Origin of the sequence: Mucilaginibacter sp. KACC 22063 (assembly GCF_028736115.1) — a bacterium.
Classification (GTDB): Bacteria; Bacteroidota; Bacteroidia; order Sphingobacteriales; family Sphingobacteriaceae; genus Mucilaginibacter.
This window is the reverse complement of sequence record NZ_CP117877.1, coordinates 1,968,333-1,989,367: the sequence shown is the minus strand read 5'-3', so window position 1 is coordinate 1,989,367 and position 21,035 is coordinate 1,968,333. Positions and strand designations below refer to the sequence as shown.

The following is a 21,035-nucleotide window of genomic DNA, read 5'->3' as shown; positions in this document are numbered from 1 at the left end:
AAAAGAAAAGCGCCGGCTGGAATCAGCCGGCGCTTTTGCTTTATACTGCTTTTTATATTATGCTGTATGTGCAGTTTCTGTATGCTCAATATCAGCATTCTTTTTACCAAAGAAACGTTGTTTAAGGCGTACCCTGATGATGTACATACATGGTACCAGTATCAAAGTGATCAGGGTTGCAAAGCCCAGACCGAAGATCATTGTCCATGATAGCGGTCCCCAGAAAGCTACGTTATCACCACCAAAGAAAATGTGTGGTTTAAAGTCGGTAAACAAACCAACGAAGTCAATATTAAAGCCAACTGCTAATGGTATCAAGCCCATTATAGCAGCGCTGGCAGTAAGCAATACCGGCGTCATACGTGTACGGGCAGCTTCTACCACAGCATCATGCAGGTTATGAGTTTCCTCCATCACAATGTCCGTAAATTCCACCAAAAGTATACCGTTACGTACCACTACCCCGGCAAGGGCAATGATACCTACCCCGGTCATTACGATAGAGAACGTCATGTGGAAGATACTCAGGCCCAGTAATACCCCGATGATACTAAAGAATATCTCACTCAGGATTATAAAGGTTTTACCAATCGAGTTAAACTGAGCAATCAGGATAATTAATATCAATCCGAAAGAGATCATTAGCGCAGTACCTAAGAAAGTAGCCGTTTCAATCTGATCTTCTTGTGCACCACCCATCTTATAAGACACACCTTCAGGGAATTTGAATCCTTTAAGCGAGCGGTCTATCGTTGTATTGATTTCAGTTGGATTATTTGGCTTAATAACGTTTGAACCCAAAGTAATCACCCTTCTGGATTGCTTATGCTTAATATTAGCATAGGTGTTCGTATACCTGATATCGGTAAATGCCGAGATCGGTACCTGGCGTATAGCCCCACCTGTCGCTAAATCGCGATAGGTCATCTTCAGATTTTTCAGCAGATCAATATTGTAGCGCTGTTGTTCATTGGCACGCACATCTATTTCATAGTTATCTTCCTTAGTATTCCTGAAATCAGATGCTTTATAACCATAAACAGAGGTAAATAAGGCAGCGTTGATCTGAGCAGTGCTAATACCTTCGCGGTTTGCACGTTCGCGGTCTATATCAAATACAATTTCAGGTTTGTCGTTCTGCACATCGGCAGTAAGGCCTTCAATACCTGTAATTTTTTGTGCATCAATGAACTTCTTCATCCTGTCGGCAGTACGCACAATCGTATCCAGGTTGTCGCCAGTAATCTCTATACTGATATCCTTTTGTACCGGCGGACCAGAGTTTTCCTGCGCCACTGAAATGCGTGCCCCAGGTACCCCTTGTACAGATTCACGAATGCGCTGCAATATGGCTTTAGTATCTTTACCGTGCCTTTTTGCAAATTCCACAAAGGCAACGGTTATTTTACCTTTGTTATAATAGGTACCCTGATCCTCATCGGTAGGGTCGGTTACACCTACCGAAACGTTTGAAATAATAGATGAGATCACATCCTTATCAGGCTCGGCAACTTTAGCAACGCGCTTCTCCAGCTTTTCAATAACATCGTTTGTATAATTTTGATCGGTACCAATAGGCATGGTCACATATACATAAGCAAAGTTAGGGTCGCCGGATGGGAACTGTTCAACTTTAAGGTTACTTACAATAGTAAATGCAATACTTACAAAGAACAGCACGATTACACTACCCAATACCCACCACGGATTTCTAACTGCTTTTTCAAGCCACCTTGCATACCAGCTCTGAAACTTAGGCCATGAGTTTTTCTGGAACCTGTCAATCACTTTTAATAGCACAAAATGATTTAACAGGTAAAGCCCTAACGCAAACAACACAAAGTTTCCTACGCCACGATTGATGAAGTAGCCAAGTATGGCTATTACAACCATTACAATAGTGGTACGTTTAACCTTGCTGTCAAACTTTGGATTCTCATGCTCACCATCATGGTGTGGCTTCATAAAATCAACCGCAAATACAGGGTTAATGATATATGCAACCAGTAATGAAGCTAATAAGGTAATGATCAGTGTAATTGGCAGGAAGAACATAAAGTGCCCGATCAAACTGTTCCAGAAAGCCAAAGGCACAAACGGCGCAAGTGTTGTCATGGTACCTGATAATACCGGAAGAAACACCTCTCCTGCTGCTAATTTTGCAGCTTGTTTAATAGGCACTTTACCATTGGCAAAAATACGGTGCGTATTCTCAATCACCACAATTGCATCATCCACTACTATCCCCAATGCTAACAGGAAAGAGAACAGCACGATCATGTTGAGCGTAAAGCCAATGGCAGGCATTACCAGGAAAGCAATAAAACATGACAGAGGCACCGACAACGCCACAAATATGGCGTTGGTAGTACCCATAAAGAACATCAGGATAATGGTTACCAGTATAAAACCAATGATAATGGTATTGATCAAATCGTTCAGTGTTGAACGTGTTTTATCAGATTGATCACCTGTTACAGTAATATCAAGACCTTTAGGGAAAACTGTTTTTTGTTTTAGTTTGATCAGGTCATAGATCTTGTCTGACGCTTCAATTAAGTTTTCACCCGAACGTTTACTTACGTTAAGGGTAATTACGTTTTTAAAGTTTGGATTATTAGGCGTTTTCAAACGCGCAAAACTTTCCTGATCTTGAAAACCATCCTTTACATCGGCAATATCGCGCAGATAAACAGCTTTACCGGCAGGATTACGGATTACCATTGCAGCAACCTCATCGGCGCTTTTAAAATCCTGTTTAATATCTATTGCACGCTGTACACCATCATTAACCAATGCACCGGCAGAAGAAATTACGTTTTCATTCCCGATAGCCTGGATGATATCATTGTAGCTAACCTGTGCAGCAGTCATTTTAGTAATATCAACGTTGATCTGGATGTTAGGCTTTAAGGCACCAACCTCGTCAACTTTAGATATCTCTTTCATGCTTTCGATATCATCCTTCAGGTTGTCGGCATACTCCTTCAGCTTTTTCAGGTCATAGTTCCCTGAAATATTAATGTAAAGTATAGGAAGATCCGCCACGTTAATATCAGATATAACTGATTCTTTAAGGTTGTTATCATTCTGCGGTAAATCTTGTTTAGCCTTATCAACCGCATCTTTTACATCCTGTTTAGCATCTTTTATATCGATGTTGGCATTGAACTCCGCAGTGATAATAGATACGTTTTGCTGTGTATTAGAAGTAACCTTTTTTAAGCCCTTAAGCGACTTAAATTGTTTTTCTAATTGTTTGGTTACCAATGTCTCGATGTTCTGAGGCGATTGTCCGAGATATTGTGTGGTTATAAAAACCTTTGACTGCGCAATGTCAGGGAAGTTCTCTTTCGGCAGCCTGTTATAGCTTACCAGCCCAAGCAAGGTCAACAGCACAACCATAGCATATATTGCCGTTTTGTTGTCAATTGCCCAGCTCGACGGGCCAAATTCTTTTTGTAGATCTTTCATTTTAAATCTGGTTGTGTTAAAAAGATCAATTATTATCTGAAACGGCTTTTACTCTGTCGCCGTCTTCAATTTCGGTAGCACCTTCGGTGATCAGTTTATCCCCCGCTGCAATACCCGAAAGTATTTCGGCACTGCCACCATAAGTCCTACCTATCTTGACTACCTTTTTAGCTGCTACTCCGTTGTTATCAACAAACACATAGTCGCCTTGCTCCGAACGCTGGATAGCTTTGTAAGGCACTACAATTGCATTTTTATTGGTGTAATCAGCGATTTTTAAAACTGCAGTCATGTTAGGGCGAAGCGTTTTGCGTGAAGGCAGTTTAACTTCAATAGCAAAGCTGCGCGAAGCAGGGTCAATTACCTTAGCGGCAAAGCTTAATTTAGCTGTAAGCGAATCGGCAGCATCGGGCAATACAACCAATACGTTATCGCCTTGGTTAATACGGCCTGAATAAGATTCAGGAGCATTTGCCTTCACCTTCAGGTTATCTGCATTTACAATTACAATACCTGTTTGTCCCGGTTGTGCAACCTGGCCAAGTTTAAGATCCATTTGATCAACTGTGCCATTTATCGGTGCCTTAATAGTATACATAGCAGCCTGTTGCTTTAAAGCAGCTAATTGTTTCTGACTTGCCTCGTATTGAGTCTTGGTTTGAAGGAATTGCACTTCCGTACCAATTTTTTGATCCCAAAGATTTTTTTGGCGCTGGTAAAGCGTACTGTTCAGCGATACCTGTGTAGCTGCCTGAGCAATGTTCTGGCGTAACACATTATCATCAAGCTGGGCTAAAATTTGTCCTTTGCTTACATGCTGCCCTACTTTTACATTAATTTTAGTGATAGTACCCGGCGATTGCGGATAAGCTGTTACGTTATCCTGTGCGTAAATGCTGCCCTGCAACTGCACATAATTTGTAAAGCTGCCTTGCTTAACCTCAACTACGCTTACATCAGTAACTTTTGACGAATCCTGCCCGCCTGTTTTTTGTTCAAGCGCAGCAATTTTAGCATTGATTTCAGATTGCTGCTTTTTAAGGCTGGCCAGTTCTGCTTTTGGGTCTTTCGGCTTGTTGTTGCAGGCAGAAAGTGCAATCAGAGCCGCTGTGGTGTATAATAGTTTTTTCATTGCGTTATATCTGTGTGGTCTGGTTATCTGTTATTGTAATTTTCCGTATGCCCTGTCAAGATCAACTTTGCTGATCAGCGCATCATATAATCCCTGTATGTATTTGTCGTTTGCCTGCACAAGTGCTGTTTCTGCCTGCGTAACCTCAATGCTTGATCCAACTCCCTGTTGGTATTTAATACGGGTAACGCGCAATACTTCGGCCGCTACTTCCTGGCTTTTACGCTGGTTGTTTAAGCTTTGCAAACCATTTAAGTAAGTAATGCGTGCCGCATTAGCTTGCAGATTAAGTCCGTTTTTAAGGTTCTCAATATCATTCTGCGTTTTCTGAACCACAATTTTGGCTTCTTTAACCTGGTTGCTGCGCTGGAAACCTGTGAAAATCGGCAGCGTTAAACGCAAGCCAATATAGCTCGACGGAAACTGCATCGAATACAAGGTATTGAATTTATTATCCTGGTATGAGGATGTATAGTTAGCAACACCAGCTAATGATGGTAGGTATTTAGACTGGTAACGTTTCAGGTCAAGCTTATTCAGTTCAAGCTGGGTTTGGATGAGGTTGTACTCGATACGGTTTTTATAAGCTGTACTGTCAGATGCTACTGCTGCAGTGCTTTCATCAAGATTGATATCTTCCAGGCGGTCTTTCAGCAATAATTCCGCATCTATTGGCATACCCATTTGAAACTTTAGCATCTGGTAATTAAGTGCCAGTAAACGGATGGTGTTTTCGCGTGTAGTCACCAAGTCATTGTACTGAACGGTGATGCGGTCGACATCAATCTTCTCTACAAAGCCCTGTTTGTTTTGAGCTGTAGTCTGGTCAACCTGCTCTTTCAGCTGTTTGATGTTGGCATCCAGTAATTTAATACGCTCATTACTTACCAATACCTGATAATAAGCTTTAGTTACCTGCATATTAGCCTCTATCCTGCTGCGTGTGTAATTGCGCTGCGAAAGCTCCTTATAAGTTTTAGATGCCTTTAAACCAACCAAATAGCTGCCATCGAAAATGATCTGGCTAAGGTCAAGCCCTAAAGACGACTGGTATTTTACACCGAATTTAACCGGTATAAATGTACCAGGAGCACCAAAAAATTCGCCCGGCAATAACGTGGTTGGGATTTTAACATAATCCAGCAATGATGCCGATCCGTTAATTTGCGGCAAGCCGATGCCTGTTGTCTCCTTAACTTTATACTCTGCGCTTTTTACATCAAGCTGTGCATTCTTCACACTATCCTGGTGCTCATAAGCATAGTTGATGCAGTCGGCCAGTGTAAAGTTGTAAGTCTGGCTACTTGCAGGTGCCTGCTGTGCAAAACCTTTTATCGCGGTTATGCATAACAATAAACCTGTTTTAAATAAATGCTTCATGTGATTATATATGTACTGAGTGATTTAAGTTTTGATATTCTTTAAGCAGCTTGTAACCTTCCATGGTACAAACGCCATAATTAAAATGCTCTAAAAATTGTTGCTGTACCTTCCAGGGGTTAAATTCCGATACAGGAAATAATGTATTATCAAAGCCAGTCTCTACCTGCGAAAGACGCATCCTCGCTATTATCCTCACATCAATTTCAGGCCTGATATAACCCTGCTCTATTCCTTTATTAAGCAGGCATTCCATTATGCTTACAATATTATCTTCTTTAAAATTTTGTATCAGTTTCCAGGATTCCGGATGATACTTCTGCAAATCATGTATCAGAATAGGGTTCATTTTAGATACGATATCTTCCGAACACTTCATCATATCCAGCATCTGCCTTATCACATTATCCTCAGTGCTGACTATTTCGCGCATCTGCTTTTCATCCTCTTTTATACGCTGCTCAACCAAAGCTAATACCAGTTCGTTTTTATCGCCAAAGTGCTGGTAAATGGTTTTTTTTGACATGCCCAAGTGCCTGGCAATGTCATCCATTGTAACGCTTTTTATGCCCGCCCTCAAAAAAAGTTCAGACGCACCAGCCATTATCCTTTCACTATGTTCCATATTCGGACTCAAAACTATGGAAACATTTTTTGATTTCAAAGTTTCCATCAGAAAATACGTACTGCTTCATCTCATAGTTTTTTTAACTTTACACAAATTTTTAAAATGGATTTAACTGCTTTATCTGCTATATCACCTGTAGACGGACGTTACCGTAACACAACTAATAAACTGGCTGCTTATTTCTCTGAATATGCTTTAATAAAGTATCGCGTGCTGGTAGAAATAGAATACTTTATTGCTTTAGGGCAATTTCAGTTACCGCAACTACCTGTTTTAGATGTTAGCCTAAAAGAAAAGTTACAAGCCATTTATAAAAACTTCAGCCAAGCCGATGCGCAGGTAATTAAAGACATTGAGAAAACCACCAACCATGACGTTAAAGCGGTTGAATATTTCATCAAGCAAAAATTTGACGAGCTTGGCCTTTCTGCACACAAAGAGTTTATTCACTTCGGGCTTACCTCACAGGATATTAATAATACAGCTATTCCATTAAGCTTTAAAGATGCCTTAGCTGAAGTTTATTATCCTGCCTTTGATGAGTTGCTTACAATCCTGAAGCAATACGCATCAGACTGGAAAAACATACCAATGCTGGCACATACGCATGGCCAGCCAGCTTCACCCACCCGTTTAGGCAAGGAGATCGAGGTGTTTATTGAGCGACTGGAAAAACAGGTTGAGTTATTAAAGCAGATCCCGTTCTCTGCAAAATTTGGCGGTGCAACCGGCAACTTTAATGCACACCACATTGCTTACCCTACTTACGACTGGAAAGCCTTTGGAAACCAGTTTGTAAATGAAGTATTAGGCTTAAGCCGTTCGCAGTATACTACACAGATTGAGCATTACGATAATTTTGCCGCTCAATGTGATGCATTAAAACGCATTAACAATATCATTCTTGATCTGGATCGTGATATGTGGACCTACATATCTATGAATTACTTCAAGCAAAAGATAAAAGCGGGCGAGATCGGTTCATCGGCTATGCCGCATAAGGTAAATCCTATTGATTTTGAAAACTCGGAAGGTAATGTAGGTATTGCAAACGCATTGTTTGAGCATCTTGCAGCCAAGCTACCGGTTTCAAGATTACAGCGCGATTTAACGGATTCTACGGTATTACGTAATGTTGGTGTGCCTGTAGCGCATACGCTTATTGCAATTAAGTCAACCATTAAAGGCTTAAATAAACTGCTTTTAAATGAAGCCGCTTTAAGTGCGGACCTGGAAGATAACTGGGCTGTTGTTGCTGAAGCTATACAAACCATTTTGCGCAGAGAAGCTTATCCAAATCCTTACGAAGCACTTAAAGAACTTACCCGTACCAACCAGGGTGTTAATGCGGCTACCATTGCAAGCTTTGTTGATACGCTAAATGTAAGTGACGATGTACGGGCTGAACTTAAAAAAATCACACCTTCAAATTATACAGGGATATAAGTCATTAACAGGTCAAAACCATTGGAAATTAGCCGATAAATAAAAATACTGCCTAAATTTGTTACATAGCCGCGAATAAAGGCTGCTGAAAATATAAAAGACATGAATATCAACGTATATACCGAAAGCACTCCGAACCCAGCAACGATGAAATTCATCGTTAACAAATTGCTGATCAATGGCAGCGTGGACTTCCCTACAAAGGAAAGTGCTGAACATTCGCCTTTTGCAAAAGAGCTTTACAAATTTTCTTTTGTTAATGGTGTTTTCTTTGCCAGCAACTTTGTAACTGTTACCAAAACAGAAGGCACCGAGTGGAATGATATTGAAGCGATACTTAAGGAGTTTGTAAAAGGGGCGGTTGAATCTGAGCTTAAAATACAGGAAGCAGCACAAGAAGACAGCCCTAACTTTGAAGGCACAGAAGCTGAAGTGAAAATCCAGCAAATTCTGCATGATTACGTTCGCCCTGCCGTAGAGCAAGATGGCGGCGCGATCAGTTATAAATCATTTAACGAAGGTGTGGTTACTGTTGAGCTTCGTGGTTCATGCAGTGGTTGCCCATCATCAACCATTACACTTAAAGCAGGTATCGAAAACCTGTTAAAACGTATGGTTCCTGAAGTACAAGAAGTTGTATCAGAAGCATTATAATTATTAGCATATAATAATGAGCAAAGGGCGCCTTACGGCGCCTTTTGTGTTTAATTTACTTTAACAGTAACAAATAATTAAGCCTGTACTCCAACTTCAAAAGAGTTGAGTAGATTTTTTGTTGTCTTAAAACAGCTTGAATTACTTGAACCTTAACTCACTTAATATATTTGTTACCATGAAACTTAATTACTTTACAATGCTACTATCCTTACTACTTGTTCTTTTTTTTACTTCTACTAATGCACAACAACTTTCGACATCCGATAGCATAGATGCGTTTGTACAGGCAAAAATGCAGCAACGTCATATCCCTGCTTTGCAAGTCGCAGTCGTTCGCAGCGGCAAAATTATAAAAGACACCACCTTTGGCATTGCCAATCTTGAGAATAACATAAAAGCTACTGATCAAACTATTTTCTCAATTAATTCCATCACTAAAGCATTCACTGGTATTGCCATTATGCAATTGGCGGAAGAACAAAAGCTGAAGATCACCGATCCGGTTTCACTTTATATTGATAACCTGCCAGAAGCCTGGAGAAATATCACCCTGCAACAGATATTAACGCATACCTCCGGCCTACCCGATGTATTAGATGCAGAAGAGCAGGTAATGGGACATAACGACGAGCAGGAAGCAATGGAAAAAGTAAAGCAGTTGCCCATTGAATTTAAACCAGGCGAAAAGTTTAGCTACAATCAAACAGGTTATGTGCTTTTAGGTCAAATCATTACCAAATTAAGTGGCATGCACTTCACTCGTTTTATTGAAGAGCGCCAGTTTAAAGTTGCCGGTATGAAACTGACCCGCTTTGGCGACTCGTACGATGTTATACCTAAGTATGCAGGTGCATATACCATGACCAGGCAAGTTGGCGACCGTTTTGTAAGAAACAACACACCCGGCATAGCCTATATGCAATTCCCGGTATTCTTCAGAACTGCAGCGGGCATACAATCTACAGCTACAGATATGGCCAACTGGGTGATTGCTCTGAAAAGCGGAAAGCTTTTAAAGCAAAAATCAAGTATTGATATGCTATGGACACCGGCCATACTTAACAACGGCAAAATTGGAGGATTTAATTCGTTAACTAACGGCTATGCTTTAGGCTGGCCAACTGTAACACGCGAAGAGCATCCGGCGGTTGGCCCGGTAGGTGGCGGCAGATCAGCGTTATTTGTGTATCTGAAAGATGATCTTTCCATTATTGTATTAACCAATTTAATGCAGGGCAACCCCGATCAGTTTATAGACGAAATTGCAGGCTATTACATTGCGGATATGCATCAGGCTAATGGTTTTGGGTTACCAAAAAACATCAAGATATTACGTTTCGAGCTTTTAAAGAAGGGCTTTGATAAAGCCATACCCGTAGCTACTATGCTAAAAAAGAAAAATCCGGCTTATCAGTTAAATGAGAATGAACTTAATGCATGGGGATACCAGCTTCTATCCCTGAAAAATCCAGGTGCAGCATTATCAATTTTTAAGCTAAATGTTGCTTTATATCCAAATAGCGATAATGCTTATGACAGCCTTGCTGAAACGCTGGAAACGACAGATAACCCAACAGAGGCATTGGTAAACTATAAGAAATCGTTAGCATTAAACCCGCAAAATAAGCACGCAGCAGAGCGCATTAAAGCACTTGATAAATAACGATATAGCCAATAGAACAAAAGCTCATGAAACCTTATGCCGGTAATTTTCTTATAACTTTACCGACTTTAAAAATCAATGAGCGAAAAGCAATACGCATCTTTTGAAACAGAACACCGGGTTAGGCCGGATGATATAGACATGTTTCAGCATGTACACAGCAGTAAATACATGGACTATGTAATGGCTGCACGCTATGAACAAATGGAAGTGCATTACGGCATGCCTATGGAAAAGTTTATGGAGCAGGGCTTTGGCTGGGTAGTGCGCGCCGTTCATTTAAATTATAAACGCGCCTTACTTTTGGGCGATTATTTCCTGGTACGTACAGGTATTAAAACTATTGACGAAAAGGGTTGCCGCGTACATTTTACCATTACCAATAAAACTACCAAAAAGATTTGCTGCGACGGCTGGTTCGATTATACCATGATAGATATAAAAACGGGGCGCGCTTTACGCATCCCCGCTGATATTGTTGAGCATTATGAAAATGCGATTTAAGCACTGGTAGAAGCGCTTTCAATTAGCTTACTGTAAAACTCACCTACATCCATTCCGGCAGCTCTTACCTGTTGCGGGATCAGGCTGTTAGCAGATTGCCCGGGGGTAGTATTGATTTCGATGAAATAAAAATCATCTGTGTCTCCATCAAGTATAAAATCAACACGAGCCATGCCTTTACAGTTAAGGCGCAGGTAAACTTCGCTTACTATAGCTGCAATACGCTCGTTCTGCTCGCTTGTAAGATCTGCAGGTGTTACCTCTTTAGTTACTCCGGGCGTATATTTAGCTTCGTAATCAAAAAATTCCTTTGAGCTGATGATCTCGGTAGCAGGGAGTACCTTTAACTGATGATCGAGCCTGGCAATGCCAATACTGAACTCGCGCCCTTTAATAAATTCTTCTATCAGTATCTGGCTATCTTCTTTAAAAGCTTTTTCTAAAGCAGCAGGCAACTCGGCCACGTTATGCACCTTACTCATGCCTACGCTACTGCCGCCATTATTAGGTTTAATAAATAATGGAAACTTCAACGCTGCCGCTATCGTTGCAACATCATGCCCGTCTTTTCTGTGCAGCTGCATTGATTTTGCCACATGCAGGTTATGTATACCATGAACAATAGTTTTGGTATAGGCCTTGTTCATAGTAAGCGCAGATGTTGCTGCATCACAAGTATTATAAGGGATGTTCAGCATATCAAAGTAACCCTGCAACTTACCATCCTCTCCCGGCGTGCCATGTATGGTAATAAAAGCAGCATCGAATGTGATCCTTTTACCATCAACAGTCAGACTGAAATCGTTTTTATCAACTTCTACTTTACCGTTATCTGCTTCATAAAACCAACTATCGCGGTTAACCAATATCTTATATACAGTATATTTTGCAGGGTCAAGGCTGCGGGCAATATTTGCAGCGCTGTTTAAAGAAACTTCATATTCGCCGGTATAACCACCAGCAACTAAGGCAATATTTTTTGTCGGCATAGTGTCCAAATATACTTTTTTAAGCAATCAAGTCACATAAATTAAGCAACACAATAAAGCGCATCAAATCAGGTTTATAATAATTAAATGGAAAATCGTAATTCGCATTTACGAAATAATAAGCTATGTTTGATAGCTAAAATCAATGTGATCAGATAAAAATGAGCAAATTCTGGGCTTACTTAAAGACCAACAGTTTCCGAAATAATTTTCTTGCAGCAATTGGCAGTGTTGTACTTATTCTGCTTATCGCTTATTTCTCTTTAGGCTATTATACAAGGCATGGCGAAGGCGCACCTGTGCCTAAGTTAAAAGGCTTGTCCATTGAGCGTGCAAGCGATATGCTATCGCAGCAGGGTTTCAAATACCAGGTTGATTCTGTTTACGTGCTTGATCAGGCGCCTGGAACCGTTATAGAGCAAGACCCTGATGCAGGTACCAATGTGAAATCGGGCCGTACCATTTACTTAACCGTGGTTACCCGTTTGGCACCAAATATTGCCCTGCCTGATATCAGCCAAAGTACTTACCGCGAAGCTATAGCTACTTTAACCAATTTCGGCTTGAAAATTGGCGATACAACTTACCGGTCAGACATCGCCCGCGACCGTATATTAGAGATAAGATTTGGCGGACAAGTTATTAAACCAGGAACAAAGCTGCCTAAGGGATCGAAAATTGACCTTGTACTTGGCGATGGTGCAGGTGCAAGTGAAGTTAATATTCCGGATTTGGTAAACCTTGATTTGGATGCAGCAAAATTCTCTATCAAAGGTGCGGGTTTAACCATTGGTACTATTACTTATCAAGGTGCAATAAGCGATTCTACCAATCTTGTTGTTGTGTCTCAATTCCCGGCTAAAACCGATTCGCTGTCTAAAACAAGTATTGGTACACGCATTAATTTAACTGTTTCTCAAGGAAAGAAAACAGATGAGCAGCAGCCACAACAATAACGGACAGATCAGCGCCGGTGAAATAATAACACGTTTGCAAAACAAAGAGGCTTTAAATATGCTTGATGTACGCGAACCGATAGAGTTTCACACGCATAATATCGGCGGCATTAATATACCTGTTTCGCAGTTAGCAACCAGCATACAGCAAATAGACTGGGCTGAAAATGATGAGATCATAGTTATATGCAGTAAAGGCATTCGCAGCGAAACAGCAAAATCAATTTTAGAACAAAATGGTTATCATAACGTCAGAAACCTTAAAGGCGGTTTACTGGCAATAGAAAAACAACATTCCATATCCAATGGCTGAAAATACATCTACAGGAGGAACATTTAAAAAGTTTATTATCGCCCTTGTTGTAATTGTTATTGTAGCACTTGCAGCAACCGGCTTATTTTATTACCTGCGTTATTACGGGCCTAACGTTACCGATAAACGCGAGTATTTATACATACACACCGGTGCAACCTTTCAGGATGTTTATGACAGTGTACGAAAAGACGGCATTGTTAAAGACACCACCACTTTTATGTGGGCTGCACATCACATGAATTATGTAAACCGCGTAAAGCCGGGCCGCTACAAGCTTACACCGGGCATGAGCAACCGCCGGTTACTAAATAAACTGATCTCGGGTACGCAAGACCCGGTAAGTATCTCCTTCCACAACCTGCGCTTAAAAACACAGTTTGCGGCTTTTATGGGCAAACAGATTGAACCGGATTCGGCAGCGATTATCCATTTGCTTGATTCAACCCAGTTTATTCAGCAATATGGCTTTAACACAGATAATGTTTATGTGATGTTTATGCCAAACACTTATCAGGTTTATTGGAATATATCTGCAGAGAAATTCTTCAAAAAGATGAACGCTGCCTATGAAAAATTCTGGACACCAGAGCGCAAGCAGAAAGCAGCTGCCATTAACCTCACGCCTATCCAGGTATCTATACTGGCTTCAATTGTTGATGCCGAAGCACTGCATGATGCTGAAATGCCACGCATTGCCGGCTTATATCTTAACCGCATTAACAAAGGCATGAAACTGGAAGCCGACCCTACTGTGATTTTCGCTACCGGCGATTTTACGATTAAACGAGTTTTGAATAAATACCTTACTAATCCTTCACCGTATAATACTTATGTGCATACCGGTTTGCCTCCGGGGCCAATCATGATGCCATCTGTAAATGCTGTTAATGCGGTATTAAATCACGAAACACATAATTACCTGTATATGTGTGCAAAAGAAGATTTTTCGGGCAACCACAATTTCGCTACCAACATGGCCGATCACCTGGCTAATGCACGCCGTTTTCAGCAGGCATTAAACGAACGTAACATTAAAAGGTAATGTTTACTTATACTACTAAACTGCGGGTCCGTTATGGTGAAACGGACCAGATGGGCTATATGTATTACGGCAACTATGCTGAATTTTATGAGGTAGGCCGTGTAGAAATGCTTCGTAGCCTTGGCATGACCTATAGTTCTATGGAGAAAGCGGGCATTATGATGCCTGTGCTGGAAATGAAGATAAAGTACCTTAAACCAGCCCTGTATGACGAAGAGATCAGCATCAAAGTGATTATGGATAAAATGCCGGGCGTTAAAATTCATTTCCGTTATGAGCTTTATAATGAGGCTGAAGTATTGATCAACATTGGCGAAACATTACTGGTTTTTGTTAACATGTCTACAGGGCGCCCTTGCCTGCCTGCCGAGGATTTCCAGGAAGCATTGAAACCCTATTTTCAGTAATTTAGTATTGAATGAAGTGGCTTCACCGGTTTTTATGTCGTTTTAGATTCTACCAGTACTTTATCGACTGGACGAAGATCGTTATACTACCCGGTTTCAGACCATTACCGCTGCATACGGTAGCCGTATTCTTTTTTAAGGAACTGCAACAGGAATCACTTGTCAATAAAGCAACTTCACTGGCTTATAATTTTATGCTGGCGCTATTTCCGGCTACCATTTTCTTGTTTACGCTCATACCCTATATCCCGATCAATCATTTTCAGGACAAGCTGATTGAATTATTGTCTGTTGTATTGCCCAACAATGCATTCTCAGCACTCGAATCTACTATCAGGGATATCATAAAGAATCAGAATAGCGGCTTATTGTCTGTAGGCTTTTTATCGGCCACCATTTTCGCTACCAATGGTGTTTATAAATTAATGCAAGCCTTTAACAAGTCGAATTTAACTGCAGAAACCCGTAGCTGGTTAAAAAGACGCTGGGTGGCACTGATACTAACCGTAGTAATTAGCTTTGCGCTTTTTTTAGCAATAGTAATACTAATAGCGGGGCAGGCATTTATTAACATAATACAGGCCAAAGTAGGCAGCCATGGTATATTTTGGTCTTACCTCCTATCGCTTGGCCGCTGGCTGGTTGTTATTATCATATTTTTCATGACGATGGCAATACTATATCGTTATGGCCCGGCCCACAAGCAAAGGAGATGGAAACTAATAAGTCCCGGTGCTATATTGGCTACTACCCTTGCGGTACTAACGTCTTTGGGGTTCAGTTTTTACATTAATCACTTCGGGGCTTATAATAAATTATACGGTTCAATTGGTACACTTATCGTCGTAATGATCTGGCTATACCTTAACTCTCTTATTATACTTATCGGCTTTGAACTTAACGCAAGTATAGAACTTTCTAAACGAAACGTTAAAATCAGCAAACCTCGTTTCAATACTTTTAAAAGCACTGCAAAAAACTTTGGTAAGTAATCATATCTCTGATAAACATTCAGTTTAAGGCAAAATATTTTCTTTTTTAGTAGTATATTACCTATATAATAGATAAATAAATTATTAGTTAGTAAAATATTCTTATTTTGTTTAATCAATTGGGTTTATAAAGCTATTTTTAAAAGAATTAATGCAAGATTATTTCGTAAAATGCTCCTCCTAAACAACCTTATTAACATTTATCAGTCAGTCCTTAAAAAAGAGACTGAAATGATTAACCAAACCAAAATCCAGATACTGGCTGTATCACTTTTATCACTTATCGGCTTGTGCCTGTTTTTAGCTATAATTTATCTTTTTAATATAGATCAGTTCCTCTTTATAAGGCTGTTGATCTTTCTTACTTTATATATCACTGCATTCCTGTTACTGCTTTATAAAACACCCTGGACCTACGCCGGGCATTTTTTAATGCTTACACTAACAGCGCTGATATGGACCGGCACTGTGCTGTTCAGGCAGTCTGTAAATATTTCTACCATACAGCAAAATTTGCTGGTGTTAACCATAAGTTACTATACGTTGGGCGATAAATGGGGCACCATTTATTCGAGCATCAATATTGTACCTACGCTATTGTTAATTATTGCAGACCGATATTTTCCTAATTCTATTGAAGTACAGACTGTTAATGTCAATAATTTAAGCTATGTAATAGCGGTAACATTTAATTTTTTGTTACTGATGTATATCCATTATAGGTTTCTGAAAGCTTATAAGATCAGTAATTTAAAAGAAAAACGACTTAAGGAACATCTTCAAAAAGCGGTAATAGCAGCCGAAGAGCTGGCTTCGGCTAAAACTAACTTTTTATCAACTATGTCGCATGAATTGCGAACGCCATTGAACGCAGTTATCGGCATGACCAATATTTTAATGGTGGAAGACCCCAAGCCAGAGCAGATAGAAAATCTTAATATCCTCTATTTTTCTGCAGAAAACCTGATGGCAACTATAAACGACATCCTGGATTTTAATAAGATTGATAGTAGTACCATTATACTTTCTGAAGATACTTTTTCAATTACCGACCTGATGCTTAATGTATACGGTACATTTAAAACTGTAGCACGTGAAAAAGGGATAGAATTTAATTGCAACCCAGACAATGAGTTGAAAGCACTGCATGTAAAAGGTGATCAGGCCCGCTTAACTCAGATTTTGTTTAACCTGGTAGGTAACGCACTTAAATATACATCAAAAGGCTTTGTAATTATGGATGCCTTGGTTACAAATTTAACCGACAACCATGTAACCGTAAAATTCAGTGTCGAAGATACAGGCATAGGCATTCCTGCAGACAGGCACAACAGGGTATTTGAACCTTTTATACAAACACAGCATCGCAGCAGCAGGCAGCACCATGGTACTGGTTTGGGTCTTACCATTGCTAAGCGTTTAATAGATCTGCATAATGGCGACCTGGCATTTACAAGTATAGAAGGCGTAGGTACTGTTTTTACTTTTACCATAACCTATGCTATTGCCCATGATGCTGCCCGAAAAGAAATTGTAACGATTACAAGGTCATCGCTTTTAAAAGATCTGAGGGTGTTAATTGCCGAAGATGAAAGGATAAATGTGCTGGTGATGAAAAAAATATTGAAAAATTGGGAAATAACGCCAGATGTTGCCGTTAATGGTCAGGAAGCTTTACATGCTGTCATAAATAATGACTATGATGTAGTGCTGATGGATATAAACATGCCCGTAATGGATGGCTTTGAAGCCGCAAGACGAATCAGGGATATTGATGATAAAAGAAAATCCGGGATACCAATTATTGCAGTAACCGCTTCGCTTGAAGCCGCCTTAGAACAAATAAGCACCTTCAAATATATTGACGATTGCATACTGAAACCTTTCAGGCCAGAGCACTTAAAAGAAAAGTTAGAACAAGTTAGAAGGTAATGGCAGAGAATTGATATTATTGACGCTTTAATGATACGTTGGTGTCTTGTTTAATAATTAATGGCTTTTTAATAGCTCCATCAATATCAGCAGCACTTTCTACAGGCGGTTTAACTTTTTGCAGGCCTGCCATTTCATGATAAATGTTTATGGTATCATTTACCACTTTATGAATAGAAAAATTTTCTTCGGCATACGATCGGGAGTTTTTCCCCATCATTAAACGCAAATCTTTAGATCTGATCAGCATCTCAATCTTTTCAGCTAATACTACAGAATCTTTCACTGGTACTAAGTAGCCGTTATATTTATCAATTACACATTCACGGCAACCGGGAGCATCTGTTGTTACTATTGGCCTTCCAATAGCACAGGCTTCGATTAACGATTTAGGTAATCCTTCCCGGTATGAAGGCAGAACAACTATATTACTGGCTTTAATTAAACTCTTCACATCATTAGTAAAACCAACCCAGTGTATATAATCATGATCGAGCATATCCATTAACGCCGCTTCACTTATACCCGCCGGATTGTCATGATCTATTTCTCCTGCTAAAATAAACCTTGTGTAAACAGCGTATTTATCTTTCAAAAGTTTAGCTGCTTCAATAAATTCCACTAAGCCCTTATCATACAGCATACGGGCCAGAAACAAAACAATGATTGGCGAATTAGTACTTTCAGGCGAGTAGTTGAATTGCTTAAGGTCAACACCAGAGCCTTTTATAATATGAATATGGCCTGGATCTTTTAAAATATTTTTTGATTTAAAAACATTGAGATCATCATTGTTTTGAAAAATAAAATGTAAGTTTTTATTTTTCAAACTTACTTTCAACATTAGGTCAAGTATAGGCTTTACTATTCCCTTTCTGTCATTGGTAAAGGTATACCCTAATCCACTGACTGCGTTAACAACATTTTTGATTCCGGCAATACGGGCTGCTAAACTGCCATATATTATCGGTTTTAAAGTAATGTGGTGTATAATATCCGGTTTGTGACGGCTGTATAATTTAAATAAAAAGAATAAAAGTTTAGCTTCGCCTTTTGCATTTGTTCCCGAACGGGATATCGGTGCATTAATAAATCCTAAACCATGCTTTTTAATCTCCTCGCCTTTCCCTGTATCCAAAGCAATTATAGTTACATCATGACCTTGTTCTTTAGCCCCTAAAGCAATAGGAAGCCTATGAGAGAGGAAGAACCAGTCTACATTGACCACTATAAAAACTTTTAATTTTTTTTGTAACACCTGGATTAGTATGAGCTAAAATTGCTTATCTATAACAACAATTATTAAATATTGTTATTAAAATAATTGTGCAATATAGTAAAACACCACAATTGGACTATCATATTTAACATATGTTTAACTGTGTATTAACTATGTTACAACAATGCATGACCCTGTATTAGTTGTAAATAGATATTTGTATGCCTCTTTCCAATAATTTTCAGATCATATTTTTGCTGTACTACCGATCTAAATAATTCGGCTTTTGATAGTGCTTCCTGGTAATTTTTATACATCTCATGCATTACTACAGGAAAATCAATAATCTCAGCAAGATAGCCGTATTCTTTCCCGATCACTTCAGGAATACTTCCGACCGGGGTGCTTAATACCGGGATACCCGATGCTCCCGCCTCAAGTAAGGATATAGGAAACCCCTCCCATAATGATGGCAATAAAAACACATGGGCCCGTGAACATATTTCGGCTACATTTGATTGATAGCCACAAAATTTCAAAATATCCGCTACTCCTTTATCAAGTGCTGCTTTTTGCAAATCTTCTCTTAAAATACCGTCACCAACTAATTGTATTTCAAAGTCAAATTGACCTTTAAGCATAGCGGCACATTCAATTAAAGCCGAATGGTTTTTTACCCGCTCTAAACGGCCTATGGTAACAAATGTAAAACGTTGATTTTTTGGATATGATACATCATACTTTGCTGTATCAATACCATTAGGTATTATATAAGATTGCTTTTTGTAGCAAGAACGTTTCATTTTAGCTGAAAACAGAATATCAGCTTTACGTAAGGGCTTTAAGAACCTTACAATAGCAAATCTCAGGCTTGAACCTATATTGAAACTATGTGGAGTGAAAACAATGTTTATGGAAGGCAGCAAAAGCTTTAGCAATGACGCAAAAATCAGCGCATGCGTCATATGCGCATGTATCAGCTTAATATCATGCTTTTTAATAAACTTACGGGCAGTTGAAAGACCTTCAATTAGCGATAAAGGCGACTTAGTTATGTTCAAGGTATTTATGGTAATACCTTGCTGTTCAAACGCATCTTTAAATTTATCTTTATCGGTAAGACCTATAACATGCACTTCAAAATCGTTCTGCATTAGATAGGTACTCAGATCTAAAATAACTTTTTCAGCGCCCCCTCTGTCAAGCCCTGTGCTGATGTGTAATACTTTAGGCTTTGTCATTTAATAATTCAGCTGTTTTCCTGGTAATGTTGCTGGCTACTTGTTGCCATTTGTAATTTTGTGCGAGTATCGTATTGTTCTTACTTACTTCCAATCTGAAAGTTTCGTCTGATTTAAACTTACTTATAGCATCCATGTATAGTTCTTTGTCAAAAGAATCAATTACATATCCGTTAATATTGTTGCTTATAACTCTTTTCAATCCTCCTGCATTAGATGCTACTATTGGCAAGCTACAAGCCATTGCTTCTAAAACTGATGTTGGCGTACCCTCGGCTAAAGAGGTCAGTAAAAAACAATGACTTTCACGATATATCTTTGTAAGCTCTTGCGGTGATTTAGCACCCAGTAATTTCACATTACTAAGCTTATTGTTCTCTATCAAATTCAAAATATGTTGCTGCTCCTCGCCTTCTCCTGCTATATTGAAGTCGACACCGGGAAGATTCGCTGCAATGTCTAATATTAAAGGTATATTTTTCTGCTTGCGTAGGTAAGCCACCGTAATTACTGTAAATTTTTCATTTACCGTTACATCCCGAGGATCGAAATACAGATCATTGATGCCGCTTGGCTGTACAATTACCTTTCTTTTCGTTAGATTTTCGATCCTTTCTGCCGACTCATACCCTGTTGTAAAAATCAGATCAACTTTTCTAAGAAAAAAGGGCAACAGCCTTGTATGAGCAAAACCAGTTGTCACCTGCCCGTGATAAGAAAAAACAATAGCTTTTGCGCAGGTAATTGATTTCAGCATTCTGGCAAATACTAATGAACTCCAGTCACCGTGGATATGCAGTACATCGTATTTTTGTCTTCTAAATAACAGCTTAAAAGTTGCAGCAATATAAAATATGATAATGCCCAAAAATTGTGGCCTTATTAATGAAAGATTTACAGACTGTAAGACACGGATGTCATGTGCTGAGATTTTATTACCCGAATTGTATAAAAGCGTAACATCATTTTCATGAAGCTGGTGTTTGGAGAGCTGGTAAATGTGCTTTTCCATTCCCCCGGGATTTGGTGGCAGGCGATAATATGATCTCAGAATACG

At 39.5% G+C, this 21,035-nt stretch carries 18 protein-coding genes; 10 read left to right on the top strand and 8 right to left on the bottom strand.

The genetic code is table 11. The annotated features are described in order from the left end of the window. Positions 1–57: 57 nt before the first annotated feature. The 4 genes from PQ461_RS08820 to PQ461_RS08805 are packed head-to-tail and all read right to left on the bottom strand — an operon-like array spanning position 58 to position 6,611. The gene (locus tag PQ461_RS08820; protein WP_274303394.1) at positions 58–3,474 is read right to left on the bottom strand and encodes an efflux RND transporter permease subunit; all 3,417 of its coding nucleotides are present in this window, start codon (positions 3,472–3,474) and stop codon (positions 58–60) included. A gap of 25 nt (positions 3,475–3,499) precedes the next feature. Continuing rightward, positions 3,500–4,606, bottom strand: coding sequence for an efflux RND transporter periplasmic adaptor subunit (locus tag PQ461_RS08815; RefSeq protein WP_274303391.1), 1,107 nt, complete (start codon positions 4,604–4,606; stop codon positions 3,500–3,502). A gap of 30 nt (positions 4,607–4,636) precedes the next feature. Further along, positions 4,637–5,986, bottom strand: coding sequence for a TolC family protein (locus PQ461_RS08810; RefSeq protein WP_274303389.1), 1,350 nt, complete (start codon positions 5,984–5,986; stop codon positions 4,637–4,639). 4 nt (positions 5,987–5,990) lie between these two features. Next, positions 5,991–6,611 carry a TetR/AcrR family transcriptional regulator gene (locus tag PQ461_RS08805; protein ID WP_274303386.1) on the bottom strand — a complete coding sequence of 207 codons (621 nt, stop codon included), beginning with the start codon at positions 6,609–6,611 and terminating at the stop codon, positions 5,991–5,993. 105 nt (positions 6,612–6,716) lie between these two features. Between PQ461_RS08805 and purB the strand changes: the two genes are divergently transcribed. From purB to PQ461_RS08785, 4 genes are all read left to right on the top strand, one after another. After that, entirely contained in the window at positions 6,717–8,060 is a 1,344-nt protein-coding gene (purB, locus tag PQ461_RS08800) for an adenylosuccinate lyase (protein ID WP_274303385.1), read from the top strand. A 102-nt stretch (positions 8,061–8,162) separates the two neighbouring features. Next, the gene (locus tag PQ461_RS08795) at positions 8,163–8,714 is read left to right on the top strand and encodes a NifU family protein (protein ID WP_274303383.1); all 552 of its coding nucleotides are present in this window, start codon (positions 8,163–8,165) and stop codon (positions 8,712–8,714) included. A gap of 178 nt (positions 8,715–8,892) precedes the next feature. Next, the gene (locus tag PQ461_RS08790; protein WP_274303381.1) at positions 8,893–10,380 is read left to right on the top strand and encodes a serine hydrolase domain-containing protein; all 1,488 of its coding nucleotides are present in this window, start codon (positions 8,893–8,895) and stop codon (positions 10,378–10,380) included. A 78-nt stretch (positions 10,381–10,458) separates the two neighbouring features. Continuing rightward, positions 10,459–10,884 (top strand): acyl-CoA thioesterase, encoded by a 426-nt coding sequence (locus tag PQ461_RS08785; protein WP_274303380.1) that lies wholly within the window; start codon positions 10,459–10,461, stop codon positions 10,882–10,884. Here the strand turns inward: PQ461_RS08785 and PQ461_RS08780 are convergent. Continuing rightward, positions 10,881–11,873 carry a D-alanine--D-alanine ligase gene (locus PQ461_RS08780; protein WP_274303379.1) on the bottom strand — a complete coding sequence of 331 codons (993 nt, stop codon included), beginning with the start codon at positions 11,871–11,873 and terminating at the stop codon, positions 10,881–10,883. The genes PQ461_RS08785 and PQ461_RS08780 overlap by 4 nt on opposite strands. A gap of 161 nt (positions 11,874–12,034) precedes the next feature. Between PQ461_RS08780 and PQ461_RS08775 the strand changes: the two genes are divergently transcribed. From PQ461_RS08775 to PQ461_RS08750, 6 genes are all read left to right on the top strand, one after another. Continuing rightward, entirely contained in the window at positions 12,035–12,829 is a 795-nt protein-coding gene (locus PQ461_RS08775) for a PASTA domain-containing protein (RefSeq protein WP_274303378.1), read from the top strand. Next, complete coding sequence (locus tag PQ461_RS08770; protein ID WP_274303377.1) at positions 12,807–13,142, top strand: rhodanese-like domain-containing protein; 336 nt, start codon at positions 12,807–12,809, stop codon at positions 13,140–13,142. The genes PQ461_RS08775 and PQ461_RS08770 overlap by 23 nt, the downstream gene beginning before the upstream one ends. Next, complete coding sequence (mltG, locus tag PQ461_RS08765) at positions 13,135–14,187, top strand: endolytic transglycosylase MltG (RefSeq protein WP_274303376.1); 1,053 nt, start codon at positions 13,135–13,137, stop codon at positions 14,185–14,187. The genes PQ461_RS08770 and mltG overlap by 8 nt, the downstream gene beginning before the upstream one ends. Then, a complete protein-coding gene (locus PQ461_RS08760; RefSeq protein ID WP_274303374.1) occupies positions 14,187–14,594 on the top strand; it encodes an acyl-CoA thioesterase in 408 nt (135 codons plus the stop codon). The genes mltG and PQ461_RS08760 overlap by 1 nt, the downstream gene beginning before the upstream one ends. Positions 14,595–14,605: 11 nt before the next feature. Then, the gene (locus PQ461_RS08755) at positions 14,606–15,586 is read left to right on the top strand and encodes a YihY/virulence factor BrkB family protein (protein WP_274303372.1); all 981 of its coding nucleotides are present in this window, start codon (positions 14,606–14,608) and stop codon (positions 15,584–15,586) included. A 231-nt stretch (positions 15,587–15,817) separates the two neighbouring features. Continuing rightward, entirely contained in the window at positions 15,818–17,518 is a 1,701-nt protein-coding gene (locus tag PQ461_RS08750) for an ATP-binding response regulator (protein ID WP_274303371.1), read from the top strand. Between the two features lie 16 nt (positions 17,519–17,534). Here the strand turns inward: PQ461_RS08750 and PQ461_RS08745 are convergent, their stop codons facing one another. The 3 genes from PQ461_RS08745 to PQ461_RS08735 form a co-directional block, all read right to left on the bottom strand. Further along, the gene (locus PQ461_RS08745; protein ID WP_274303369.1) at positions 17,535–18,776 is read right to left on the bottom strand and encodes a glycosyltransferase family 4 protein; all 1,242 of its coding nucleotides are present in this window, start codon (positions 18,774–18,776) and stop codon (positions 17,535–17,537) included. Between the two features lie 137 nt (positions 18,777–18,913). Beyond that, a complete protein-coding gene (locus tag PQ461_RS08740) occupies positions 18,914–19,978 on the bottom strand; it encodes a glycosyltransferase (RefSeq protein ID WP_274303367.1) in 1,065 nt (354 codons plus the stop codon). After that, entirely contained in the window at positions 19,965–20,990 is a 1,026-nt protein-coding gene (locus PQ461_RS08735) for a glycosyltransferase family 4 protein (RefSeq protein ID WP_274303365.1), read from the bottom strand. The genes PQ461_RS08740 and PQ461_RS08735 overlap by 14 nt, the downstream gene beginning before the upstream one ends. Between the last annotated feature and the right edge of the window lie 45 nt (positions 20,991–21,035).